The organism is Microbacterium sp. NPDC090014 (genome assembly GCF_044748285.1).
Taxonomy (GTDB): Bacteria; Actinomycetota; Actinomycetes; order Actinomycetales; family Microbacteriaceae; genus Microbacterium.
In genome coordinates this window covers 2,411,973-2,423,730 of the sequence record NZ_JBIVFS010000001.1, presented here as the reverse complement: position 1 = coordinate 2,423,730, position 11,758 = coordinate 2,411,973, and the positions used below count along the sequence as shown (strand labels likewise).

Here is an 11,758-nt window from a genome sequence, read left to right as displayed (position 1 = left end):
GGGGCGGGTGAAAGCAAGCGCGACACGGTCGTGCGGGTGCCGGATCCCCCATGCGGGGGATGCGGTGACCGCGAGGCGTTCGTACGGTGGATGACATGACGGATGCAGAGAAGGATTCGCAGAAGAAGCCGCAGAACGGTCTTGCAGTCGGCCTCGGCCTGGGCATCGCCGTCGGGGCGGGGCTCGGACTCACCGTGTTCGACAACCTCGCTCTCGGAATGGGCCTCGGTCTCTCGATCGGCGTCGCGATCGGCGTCGCGGTGGATTCGCGCGCCGGCGAGTGAGAACTTCCGCGACCGCGGGGATGTCGCGGGCTCGCGTAGTCTTCAGAACATGGCGAAGCGGGGTGGACGGGGTGCACGGTGGCGGTACCGCCGCGAGTGGCTGCTGACTGCGGTGTCGGCGCTGCTCTTCGCCTACATGGTCGGGCTCGTGCTGGTCACGCTGACCTGGAGCGTCGCCTATTCCCTCCCGCAGTGGATCCTCATCGGAGTCATGGTGACCGGGTCGGCCGTGCTGCTCGCATGGCAGGTGCGCAAGGTCCGCGGGCTTCGACGCAGCCGCGACCGGTGAGCTCGGCGCCGCCGTCCGTCGCCCAGGGCTACACCGTAGCGGGCGCGTAGGCCCATCCCGGCCCGGCTCGAACGGGCAGCCTCCCTCTCCGAAAGACTGGACGCGGAGCCGGGGTGAGCTCACGCGCCTAGGGCGGGACCGAGAAAGACTCTACGCGAGACGCACAGAGAGCCCGCCAGGCATGGCCTGACGGGCTCTCTGTGCGATTCGGCGGACCTACCCCCGAATCCCGCGGGATCTGGTTACACCCCGAAGTACAGCTCGTACTCGAACGGGTGCGGGCGCTGAGCCATCGGCAGGATCTCGTTCTCGTACTTGTACGAGATCCAGGTCTCGATGAGCTCCTCGGTGAAGACGCCACCCTCGAGGAGGAACTGGTGGTCCTCCTTCAGTGCGTCGAGCGAGTCGAGCAGCGAGTTCGGGACCTGCGGGATGTTCTTCGCCTCCTCGGGGGGAAGCTCGTAGAGGTCCTTGTCGACGGGCTCGTGCGGCTCGATGCGGTTCTTGATGCCGTCGAGGCCGGCCATGAGCTGCGCGGCGAAGGCGAGGTACGGGTTGCCCGATGCGTCAGGCGCACGGAACTCGATGCGCTTGGCCTTCGGGTTGGAGCCCGTGATCGGGATGCGGATGGCAGCCGAGCGGTTTCCGGCCGAGTAGACCAGGTTGACCGGAGCCTCGAAGCCCTTGACCAGACGGTGGTAGCTGTTCAGGGTCGGGTTCGTGAAGGCGAGCAGCGCCGGAGCGTGCGCCAGGATGCCGCCGATGTACCAGCGAGCGATGTCGCTGAGCTGACCGTAGCCGGCCTCGTCGTAGAAGAGCGGCTTGCCGTCGTTCCACAGCGACTGGTGCGTGTGCATTCCCGAGCCGTTGTCGCCGTACAGCGGCTTCGGCATGAAGGTGGCGACCTTGCCCCACTCTTCGGCGGTGTTCTTGACGATGTACTTAAACTTCAGGATGTCGTCCGCCGAGTGCACCATGGTGTCGAAGCGGTAGTTGATCTCCTGCTGGCCGGCGGTGCCGACCTCGTGGTGCGAGCGCTCGAGGATGAACCCGGCGTCGATCAGCTTCAGGGTGATGTCGTCGCGCAGGTCAGCGGTCTTGTCGACCGGGCTGACGGGGAAGTAGCCACCCTTGTACGGGGTCTTGTTGGCGAGGTTTCCGCCCTCTTCCTCACGACCGGTGTTCCACGCGGCCTCTTCGGAATCGACCTTGTAGAAGCTCTCGCCGGCGGTGACCGAGTAGCGCACGTCGTCGAAGATGTAGAACTCGGCCTCGGGGGCGAAGAACGCCGTGTCGGCGATGCCGGTGGAGGCGAGGTACTTCTCGGCCTTCTTCGCGACCTGGCGCGGGTCCTTCGAGTAGATCTCTCCCGTGCGCGGGTTGTAGATGTCGAAGATCATCACGAGGGTGCTCGCCTCGCGGAACGGGTCCATGTATGCCGTCGTGACGTCAGGGATGAGCTGCATGTCGGACTCGTGGATGCTGGCGAAGCCACGGATCGAAGAGCCGTCGAACAGCTGTCCGTCCACGAAGAAGTCCTCGTCGACAGTGGCCGCAGGGATGTTGAAGTGCTGCTGAACACCAGGGAGATCAGTGAATCGGATGTCAAGGAACTTGACGTCGTTCTCCTTGATGTAGGTCAGCACCTCGGACGAATCTTTGAACATGTACGACTCCTGGATTGCGGATCGATGGCTTCACGGCCATTGTGCACAGTACGTGCGGGGCGTTACCCCACGGTATCCGCTTTGTTTCGAGCATGTTACGCGCCGGTAGGCTGGATACGTGACGGACGCTGTGAACACGTACCCCGGAGAACGACTCGGAATGCCGCAGACGGGGACGGGCAGCATCGCCCGCCCCGGACGGCGAATCGGGGCCCTTCTCATCGACTATGTGGCTGCGACGATCATCGCCACCGGGTTCCTCGGCTATGACCAGTTCGCACTGCCCGCCGAGGCCGGCCTCACCATGTTCGCGCCGATGGCGGTCTTCGCCCTGCTGCAGATCCTCTTCATCCCGACGGCCGGCGGAAGCCCCGGGCACCGTATCCTCGGCATGCGCGTGGTGCGTCTGGGCGGCGGCTGGGTGGGGATCTGGCGTCCGATCGTCCGCACGCTGCTGATCATCATCGTGATCCCGGCGGTCATCTGGGACGCCGATCAGCGAGGAATCCACGACAAGGTGACGGGACTCGTGCTCATCCGCGCCTGATCGGGCTCACTCCTTGCCGCGATTGCGGCGTCTGGCCTCGCGCGGAGCACGACCTCCGAGGAACGAACGGGCAGGGTCGACGATATAACCCTGTCGCAGCGCTTCGCGACCGATGAGCATGCGGAAACCCATCTCGTCCCGGTTGCTCAGCGTGACCTCCGCGAGCACCTCCCGGTCATGCAGACGGATCAGCATCTCGACGACGAGTCGCTCCTGGGCATGGCCCGATGAGCTGCGCACGGCGCGGCGATCATGCACAGGGGACTCGACGATGACGGCATCCTCCTGGCTGTCCTGCCAGGGCTTCACACGGAACCGGACCCACGACACGCCGTCGCGCTCGAACTCCTGGATCTGGAATGCGTGCAGCGAAGAGGTGCGCGCGCCCGTGTCGATCTTGGCTTTGAGCCAGTCGACTCCGAGATCAGGCAGGCTCACCCATTCTCGCCACCCGATAAGGGTGTTTGAATGGGATGACTTACTCACCCGACCATCCTGGCAGGAAATCCCCCGTGAAGATCGCAGTGCTCTCCCGCGCGCCGCAGGCGTACTCCACCCAAAGGCTGCGCGCCGCTGCGCTCCAGCGAGGTCACAACGTCAAGGTGCTCAACACGCTGCGATTCGCGATCGACCTCACCGCAGACGAGCCGGACCTGCACTACCGGGGCCGTCAGCTCAGCGACTACGACGCGATCCTGCCTCGCATCGGCAACTCGATCACCTACTTCGGCACCGCCGTCGTGCGCCAGTTCGAGCAGATGGACGTCTACACGCCGAACACGGCGAACGGGATCTCGAGCGCGCGGGACAAGCTCCGCGCGAATCAGATCCTCTCGCGCCACAACATCGCGATGCCTCCCACGGCCTTCGTCCGCAACCGTGCGGACGTCCGTCCGGCGATCGAACGCGTCGGGGGTGCTCCTGTGGTCATCAAGCTCCTCGAGGGCACGCAGGGAATCGGTGTGATCCTCGCGCCGCAGGTGAAGGTGGCCGAGGCCATCATCGAGACGCTGCACTCGACCAAGCAGAACGTGCTGATCCAGAAGTTCATCTCCGAGAGCCGCGGGCGCGACATCCGCGCTCTCGTCGTGGGTGACCGCGTGGTCGCCGCGATGCGGCGATCGGCGGCGGGTGACGAGTTCCGCTCGAACGTCCACCGTGGAGGCTCGGTGGAAGCCGTCGAGCTCGATCCGATCTACGTGCGCGCAGCCGTGCGCTCAGCCCAGATCATGGGGCTCCGCGTCGCCGGAGTCGACATGCTCGAAGGCGACGACGGCCCGCTCGTCATGGAGGTCAACTCGTCGCCTGGCCTGCAGGGCATCGAGACGGCCACGAAGCTCGATGTCGCGGGCGCCATCATCGACTACATCGCCGGCCAGGTCGCATTCCCCGAGATCGATGTGCGTCAGCGCCTGACCGTCTCCACGGGATACGGGGTCGCCGAGCTGATGGTGCACGGAGCTGTCGACCTCGTCGGCAAGACACTCGGCGAAGCCGGACTGTGGGAGCGCGACATCACCGTGCTCACGCTGCACCGCGGCGTCTCCGTCATCCCGAACCCGCGCAAGCACGTCGTCCTCGAGGCCGAGGATCGGCTCTTCTGCTTCGGCAAGCTCGACGAGATGCGGTCGATGGTTCCGGAACGTCGCCGTCGCCGCGCGAAGGTCCGTCGCCTTCCGCGTCAGCCGCTGTCGGAGTGAACGACGAAGCGCGGCCGCCCTCGCGATGAGGTGCGGCCGCGCTTCTGCGTGTGCGGGGGTCAGCTCAACGCGGACGCTGCGCCCTGACCTTGGTGGGGTCGATGCCCTTCGGGATAGGGAGCGACGAGATCGACTGCGACACGGACTCGATGCGTCGGATGACGGCACCCATGGTGGCCTTGTCGATGACCTTCGGAAGCTTCTTGATGGTCTTCGCGAGGTCGGCGATCGCGACGTCGTCGTCGCCGTGGCCGACGTAGAGCACCGTGACCGGCACGCCGTGGGCCACACGGGCGGCCTTGCTGCGCTCATCGTTGACCAGTCGGGTCAGACGGCCGCGGGAGCCCTCTCCGACGACCACGACCCCGCCGCGACCCACGGTGCGGTAGACGGCATCCTGCGTCTTCGGGTTGATGCCGACCGGCGTCTCGGATCCCTGCCAGTTGCGGCCGAGGCTCGTGCTCAGTACGTGGCCCGTGGCGCCCGGCATACCGTCGATCTTCTGGTACATCGCAGAAGTCGACAGGCGCGTCATCAGGAACATCGCGCCGAGCAGGCCGAGCATCAGACCGGAGATGCCCCAGAGGATGAGAGTCCACACCTGGAACGGCGGGATCAGGTAGCCCACGATGAGGCCGATGAGGACACCGATGACCAGCAGCGCGATCTGGGCCCAGGGCAGCCAGGGGTAGATCTCCCTCGTGAACTTGAAGAGGGACTTGATCTGGGAGAAGAATCCCGGACGCTTCTCGGGCGCGGACGTGCGGTTTGCCATGTGCATAAGAATACCGACTCCGGGGTGCGCTGATGGCGTCGTTCGCGTCGGGCGGATTCGGGCGCCTCGTCTTCTCCTGCACACGCGGCCGATTCGTGCGCATGCGTGCACATCATGCGATGTCTGCGTGGGAGCGCCGTGCGATGCGATGACATGGGGGAATGGCGGAGACGGAAACGAAGGCGAGCGGTGCGGCACTGGTGCCCGGTGCGCATCGGACGATCAGGAGGATCGACGCGGACGAGGGGCCGTACGCGGGAACGCTGGTCACCCGAGGCGCGGCGATGGCCGTTCTGGTGGACTCCGCCTCGATCAGCGGGTGGGCGGGGTGGGATCACGCCGGTGACGAGCACGTCGCGGGGCCGCTCGACATCGTGCGGCGCGCCGACGGGCACGACGCGCTGCTTCCATGGTGCACCGAGAGGGTCGCGACGTTCGTCGGTCGTCGCGCGGCAGCCGACGTCGCGCTCGGCTCCGGGGAGATGACGACCCTGGTCGCCAGCATCCTGCGAGGTCTGGGCGAGCTCGGACGGACCGACGAGCACGAACACACGGGTGGCTGGTGGCTCACGGATGACGGGCGACCGACTTTCGTGATCGGCGCAGGCGAGACGGCACGGACGGCAGCGGCGGGTCTCGTCGCGCGGATTCGCGAGGACTGCGTCGACCGCGCACTCGGTCGCCTGCTCGTCACGATCGAGGAAGGGCTGAGCGCTGCCACAGGACGGCCGGGGATGCCGATGCGACAGCTCGAGGGGTGGGAGGCGGACCTGTTCGACACCGCGGCGCCGAAACCGCTGAGACGCGATGTGCATGCGCCTGAGCTGGCAAGAAGTGCGGACGCAGCGATCCGCGCAGCGGTCGTGCGACCCGACGCGCGAAGTCGGGTGAGAACTCGTGCCACTCGACCCATGGCGGACAACCGCGTGCGCGCTGTGTCGTCTCGCGTCGTCGCGCCCTTGCTGCGTCGCCTCGACCTCTGGCGGGGCGCGATGCTCTTCGTGGTCGCGCGCCGGCATCGGAGAGACGCGGATCGAGCACGCGCCGCTCGCGTCGACCGGAGGATGGAGGCCCCCACAGCGCGCGTCCGAACCCCCGTGCGACGTGGGCGGAGGGCGATCGTCGCAGCGGCTGCGGCCGTAGCGGTGCTCGCCGGCGGACTCCTCTGGCCGGGAGGCGCGACAGGGGAACCGGGCGACGGGGATGCCGCGGCGGTGCCGACGAGCGCTCAGGACGCGGAGCAGATCGACTCTGCGTCTGCCGATCCTTCACCGGCGGCGACGCCGACGGCACCCGAACCGAAGCCGGACGAGTCCCCGAAGGGATCACCGCCCGAGCGAGCCGATCCGGAGGATCCGGTCGAGGCGGCGCACCACCTCATCGACGCGATCAGGACCTGCGCGGCGAACGACGACGCGGTCTGCGCCGAAGCGGTCGCTCAGGGGTCCATCGGGGTCGCGGACGCATTGGCGGAAGGTGAGGAAGCATTACAGCTCGAACCCGTGGACGAGTACGGGGATGTCGCCGTGATCCGAGCTTCTGCGTCGGGAGGGGAAGAGGACGGTGCGGAGTCCGCCGCCGGCGAGCGCATGGTCGTACTCGTCCGGGTGGCAGAGAAATGGCTGGTCCGCGACGTGTACGACGTCGCGGACCAGCCAGGATGATGCGGTGGTCAGGCTCCGAGCTGAGCGGCGAACTGCGCCGACTCGAGGCGGGCCTTCACAGCACCGAGGAAGCGAGCGGCGTCTGCTCCGTCGATGATGCGGTGGTCGTACGAGAGAGCGAGGTACACGTACGAGCGGACGGCGATCGCGTCTGCGCCGCCGACCTTGACGAGACCGGGGCGCTTGACGACCGTTCCGGTGCCGAGAATCGCCGACTGCGGCAGGAAGACGACCGGAGTGTCGAACAGCGCGCCACGCGAACCCGTGTTGGTCAGCGTGAACGTGCCGCCGGCGAGCTCGTCGGGCTTCAGCTTGTTGTCGCGCGTGCGTGCCGCGAGGTCGGCGATCTCATGCGCGATCTCGGCGATGTTCTTCGACGCGGCGTCGCGCAGCACCGGCGTGAGCAGACCGCGCTCGGTGTCCACGGCGATCGAGACGTTCTCGGACTCGGGGTAGACGATCTGCTCGCCGTCGACCGTGGCGTTCACGATCGGGAAGGCACGCAGAGCCTCAGCGGCAGCGAGGGCGAAGAACGGCAGGAACGACAGCTTGTCGCCCGTCTTCTCGAGGAAAGACGCCTTGACGCTGTCGCGGTACTCCGCCAGAGCGGTCACATCGACCTCGACGACCGTCGTGAGCTGTGCGGTCTGCTGCATCGACTCGACGGCGCGCTTGGCCAGAACCTTGCGCAGGCGCGACATCGGCTGCGTGGTGCCACGCAACGGCGAGACCTCGAGCGGAGCGGGCGCAGCAGGGGCGGCCGCAGCGGCGGGTGCCGCCGACGCGCTCTCTGCGGCCTTGAGCACATCCTCCTTACGGATGCGTCCGCCCACGCCGGTACCGGTGACACTGGCCAGGTCGACGCCCTGCTGCGAAGCCAGACGGCGCACGAGCGGGGTCACGTACAGGTTGTCGCTCTCGGTCGGGAGGGACAGCTTCTGCTCGGCCGGAGCCGGAGCCGGAGCCGATGCCGCCGCGGGCGCGGGCTCGGACGGCGCTGCCGCCGGGGCGGGGGCGACAGGTGCGGACGCACCCTCGCTTGCCGGAGCCTGCTGCACGGGGGCTTCTGCCGCGGGAGCAGCAGGTGCCTCTGCCGCAGATGCGGGAGTCTCGGTGGGAGCGGCAGGAGCCTCGGCGGCCGGAGCCTCCGCAGCCGGTGCGGCGGCGGGAGCTGCTCCGGAACCGACACGAGCAAGCACAGCGCCGACCTCGACGGTCTCGTCTTCGGCGGCGACGATCTCCTGCAGCACGCCGGCGACGGGCGAGGGGATCTCGGTGTCGACCTTGTCGGTCGAGATCTCCAGCAGGGCCTCGTCGACCTCGACGGTGTCACCGATCTGCTTGAGCCAGCGGGTGACGGTGCCTTCGGTCACACTCTCGCCGAGTTCGGGGAGGACGATGTCCGTAGCGTCGCCTGCGGGGGCAGCGGCCGGGGCAGCCGCGGTAGCGGGCGCAGCTTCGGCAGCAGGAGCGGGCTCCGAGGGGGCCTCGGCCTGCGGTGCTGCAGCCTGAGGCGCCTCCTCCGCGGCGGGCGCTGCGGCTGCAGGAGCATCCGCGGCAGGAGCAGCGGCGCTGCCGTCGCCGATACGCGCGAGGAGCGCGCCGACCTCGACGGTCTCGTCCTCGGCGACGAGGATCTCCTCGATCACACCGGTGACGGGCGAGGGGATCTCGGTGTCGACCTTGTCGGTCGAGATCTCGAGCAGGCCCTCATCCGCCTGAACGGTGTCTCCCACCTGCTTGAGCCAGCGGGTGACGGTACCCTCTGTGACGCTCTCGCCGAGAGGGGGGAGGACGACGGATGTGCTCATGACTGAGTCTCCTTCAGGAAGTTAAATGACGCGTGTCTAGCTTAGTGAACTGTTCACCGGTTGGTGTTCAGAGGGCGTGCAGCGGCTTTCCGGCGAGGGCGAGGAAGGCTTCACCGAGCGCCTCGCTCTGTGTGGGATGTGCATGGATCAGGGGGGCGATGTCCTCGGGGTGGGCCTCCCACGCGACGGCCAGCTGGCCCTCGGTGATGAGCTCGCCCACTCGGTCGCCGAGCAGATGGACACCGATGACCGGCCCGTCCTTGAGTCGGACCACCTTCACGAGGCCGGCTGTGCCGATGATCTCGCTCTTGCCGTTGCCGGCGAGGTTGTACTCGTACGCCACGACAGCATCGGCGCCGTGCTCGGCGACGGCAGCCTCCTCCGTGACGCCGACCGAGGCGACCTCGGGGCTCGAGTACGTGACCTTCGGGATCTGGATGTCGGGGACGTGCGCGGGGGAGAGACCGGCGATGCGTTCCGCGACGGCGATGCCCTGCTGGAAACCGCGGTGAGCGAGCTGCAGACCGGGCGTGATGTCTCCGACGGCCCAGAGCCCGGGCACACCGGTGTGCAGGTCCTGATCGACCGTGACGAAACCACGATCGAGAGTCACGCCGGCCTCTTCGAAGCCGAGGTCGGCCGTGACCGGACCTCGTCCGACCGCCACGAGAAGGTAGTCGGCGGTGAACTCCTTGCCGTCCTCCAGCGTGACGGTCACCGAGCTGTCGTCCTGCGTGGCGCTCTGGTAGCGGATTCCGAGGGAGTACTGGATGCCGCGGCGGCGGAACGCCCGTTCGAGGCCCTTGCTCATCGCGATGTCCTCGTTGGGCACCAGGTGCGGCAGCGCTTCGATGATGGTGACCTCGGTGCCGAACGAACGCCAGACGCTGGCGAACTCCACGCCGATCACGCCGCCGCCGAGCACGAGCACGCGCTCGGGGATCACGTCGAGCGACAGCGCCTGTTCGCTGGTGAGGATCCGTCCGCCGATCTCGAGTCCCGGGAGGGTCCGGCTGTACGAGCCGGTGGCGAGGATGACATCGGCGCCGACGTAGACGTCGTCGCCCACGCTCACCGACCGGTCGGCGTTCAGGCGACCGAAGCCGGCGACGGTCGTGATGCCACGGGCCTTCACCAGGCCCTCGAGGCCCTTGTACTTCTTCGCGACGATCCCCTCGCGGTATGCGCGCACCCCGGCGGGGTCGATTCCGTCGAGGGTCGCGGAGATGCCGACGTGGGCGGCGTCTCGCACATGCTCGGCGACCTCGGCCGCGTGCAGCAGCGCCTTCGTCGGGATGCAGCCGCGGTGCAGGCAGGTGCCGCCGACCTTGTCCTTCTCGATGAGCGCGACGGACTTGCCGAGCTCGCTCGCACGCAGAGCAGCGGCGTACCCGCCGCTGCCTCCGCCCAGGACGACGATGTCGAAGGTGTGCGTGGTCATGGTCATGCCTCCTTGTGGGATGCTTCGGCGAACGCGATGATCGACCGGACCATCGCTCCGGTGGGGCCCTTGTCGGTGAAGCCGTACGGTGCGCCGTTGTGCTCGCCGGAGCCGGCGATGTCGAGGTGCACCCACGGGATGCGCGGGGCGTCCTTCTCGTCGGAGACCCGGCCGACGAAGCGGCGCAGGAAGAGGCCGGCGTACGACGCCCCACCCATCCGATCGCTCATGTTGGCGTTCTGCATGTCGGCGATGGGGGAGTCCAGCGAGTCCTCCATGTAGGCCGGGAGCGGCATGTGCCACGCGAGCTCATCGGCGGCGTCGGCGGCGGCGAGGAACTCCGTGACGGCGCCGTCGTCACCGAACACCCCGGTGTGGCGGTGCCCGAGAGCCATCACGATCGCTCCGGTGAGAGTCGCGACGTCGATGATGACGTCGGGGTTCTCGCGGCTGGCCGCGACGAGGCCGTCGGCCATGACCAGGCGCCCCTCTGCATCCGTGTTCGGAACCTCGACGGTCGTGCCGTCGAGGATGCGGATGACGTCTCCCGGACGCAATGCACGACCTGACGGCATGTTGTCGGTGATGCAGAGCCAAGCGGTGACGTGCACGGGCAGGGCGAGAGCGGCGATCGCCCGCAGTGCTGCGACGCTCGTCGCGGCACCGGCCATGTCGAACTTCATGCCGACCATCGAGGCCGCCGGCTTGAGCGACAGCCCACCGGTGTCGAACGTGATCCCCTTGCCGACGAGTGCGATGTGACGTGTGGCGTTCGCGGGTGCGTAGTCGAGACGGACGAGGCGCGGCGGCCTGTCGGAGCCCTGCGCGACGCCGAGGATACCGCCGAAGCCCTGTTCGGCGAGCGACTTCTCGTCGAGGATCTCCACCGAGACATCCGCCAGCCCGTCGACGCTGTCGGCTGCGCTCTGTGCGAGCTGGGCCGGGCTCTGCCACTCGGCCGGGACGAACACGAGATCCTTGATGAGGGCCATCGCCTCGCCGACGGCGATGGACCTGGAGAGTGCGGACTCGTCGAGGTCGGCATGCAGCAGCACGGAAGACGCGCGGGTCTTGCCCGACTCCTTGCGGTAGCCGTCGAACCGGTAGCCGCCGAGCACGGCGCCCTCTGCGGCGGCGGCCGCGAACTGCTCGAGACCGGGAGCCAGGGCCACCGAGACCGTCTCGAAGCCGGTCAGAGACCGGAGGGCTGTGCCTACGGCGTTGCGCACGGCGGAGGCATCGGGCTCACGGCCCACGCCGACGACGGCGAACGGCAGGGTCGTGACCTCGGGGGCGTAGGCCCGCGTGAACGACGAGGCCGAGCCGGTGTGGCCGACGGCCTGCAGGGAGTCGGCGAGTCCGGGGTAGCCGGTCAGCGACTCTGCGGAGTCCGAGATCTCGGGGATGACGAGCACTGCGGCGTCTGCAGCGCTTCCTGGGAACTGATCTGAGGTGCGCGAGAGCGCGGGAAGCGTCATACCTCCATCCTAGGAGGGTCGCGCGCCCGGGCGCCGAGCGGGTGTTCGCTCTCAGCTTGAAGGTCACCGCCCGGCCGTCCGACGCTGCTCGTAGCATTGACT

11 protein-coding genes are annotated in these 11,758 nt (G+C 67.9%); 5 read left to right on the top strand and 6 right to left on the bottom strand.

The annotated features are described in order from the left end of the window. Positions 1-95 precede the first annotated feature (95 nt). On the top strand, positions 96-284 hold the full coding sequence (locus ACIPV5_RS11505; RefSeq protein ID WP_053096284.1) for a hypothetical protein: 189 nt from the start codon (positions 96-98) through the stop codon (positions 282-284). Positions 285-333: 49 nt separating this feature from the next. Further along, on the top strand, positions 334-573 hold the full coding sequence (locus ACIPV5_RS11500; RefSeq protein WP_053096281.1) for a hypothetical protein: 240 nt from the start codon (positions 334-336) through the stop codon (positions 571-573). Positions 574-815: 242 nt separating this feature from the next. Here the strand turns inward: ACIPV5_RS11500 and glnA are convergent, their stop codons facing one another. Then, positions 816-2,240, bottom strand: a complete 1,425-nt coding sequence (glnA, locus tag ACIPV5_RS11495; RefSeq protein WP_053096279.1) for a type I glutamate--ammonia ligase — start codon at positions 2,238-2,240, stop codon at positions 816-818. A gap of 160 nt (positions 2,241-2,400) precedes the next feature. Here glnA and ACIPV5_RS11490 point away from each other — a divergent pair, with 160 nt between their 5' ends. Beyond that, positions 2,401-2,787, top strand: a complete 387-nt coding sequence (locus ACIPV5_RS11490) for an RDD family protein (protein WP_150115179.1) — start codon at positions 2,401-2,403, stop codon at positions 2,785-2,787. A gap of 6 nt (positions 2,788-2,793) precedes the next feature. Here the strand turns inward: ACIPV5_RS11490 and ACIPV5_RS11485 are convergent, their stop codons facing one another. Further along, positions 2,794-3,273 carry an ATP-dependent zinc protease gene (locus ACIPV5_RS11485; RefSeq protein WP_053096276.1) on the bottom strand — a complete coding sequence of 160 codons (480 nt, stop codon included), beginning with the start codon at positions 3,271-3,273 and terminating at the stop codon, positions 2,794-2,796. Positions 3,274-3,299: 26 nt separating this feature from the next. Here ACIPV5_RS11485 and ACIPV5_RS11480 point away from each other — a divergent pair, with 26 nt between their 5' ends. Beyond that, positions 3,300-4,487, top strand: a complete 1,188-nt coding sequence (locus ACIPV5_RS11480) for a RimK family alpha-L-glutamate ligase (protein ID WP_400341053.1) — start codon at positions 3,300-3,302, stop codon at positions 4,485-4,487. Positions 4,488-4,551: 64 nt separating this feature from the next. Here ACIPV5_RS11480 and ACIPV5_RS11475 read toward each other — a convergent pair whose 3' ends face one another. Further along, the gene (locus tag ACIPV5_RS11475; RefSeq protein WP_053099128.1) at positions 4,552-5,262 is read right to left on the bottom strand and encodes a DUF4191 family protein; all 711 of its coding nucleotides are present in this window, start codon (positions 5,260-5,262) and stop codon (positions 4,552-4,554) included. A gap of 161 nt (positions 5,263-5,423) precedes the next feature. Between ACIPV5_RS11475 and ACIPV5_RS11470 the strand changes: the two genes are divergently transcribed. Further along, the gene (locus ACIPV5_RS11470) at positions 5,424-6,926 is read left to right on the top strand and encodes a hypothetical protein (RefSeq protein WP_400341052.1); all 1,503 of its coding nucleotides are present in this window, start codon (positions 5,424-5,426) and stop codon (positions 6,924-6,926) included. Positions 6,927-6,934: 8 nt separating this feature from the next. On the opposite strand, the gene sucB is transcribed toward ACIPV5_RS11470, so the two are convergent. The 3 genes from sucB to ACIPV5_RS11455 all read right to left on the bottom strand — a co-directional run bounded on the left by sucB (position 6,935) and on the right by ACIPV5_RS11455 (position 11,656). Next, positions 6,935-8,737: a 2-oxoglutarate dehydrogenase, E2 component, dihydrolipoamide succinyltransferase gene (gene sucB, locus ACIPV5_RS11465; protein WP_400341051.1), complete on the bottom strand. Its 1,803-nt coding sequence runs from the start codon at positions 8,735-8,737 to the stop codon at positions 6,935-6,937. A 67-nt stretch (positions 8,738-8,804) separates the two neighbouring features. Then, positions 8,805-10,178, bottom strand: a complete 1,374-nt coding sequence (lpdA, locus tag ACIPV5_RS11460) for a dihydrolipoyl dehydrogenase (protein ID WP_400341050.1) — start codon at positions 10,176-10,178, stop codon at positions 8,805-8,807. 2 nt (positions 10,179-10,180) lie between these two features. Further along, positions 10,181-11,656: a leucyl aminopeptidase gene (locus ACIPV5_RS11455; protein WP_400341049.1), complete on the bottom strand. Its 1,476-nt coding sequence runs from the start codon at positions 11,654-11,656 to the stop codon at positions 10,181-10,183. Positions 11,657-11,758 lie beyond the last annotated feature (102 nt).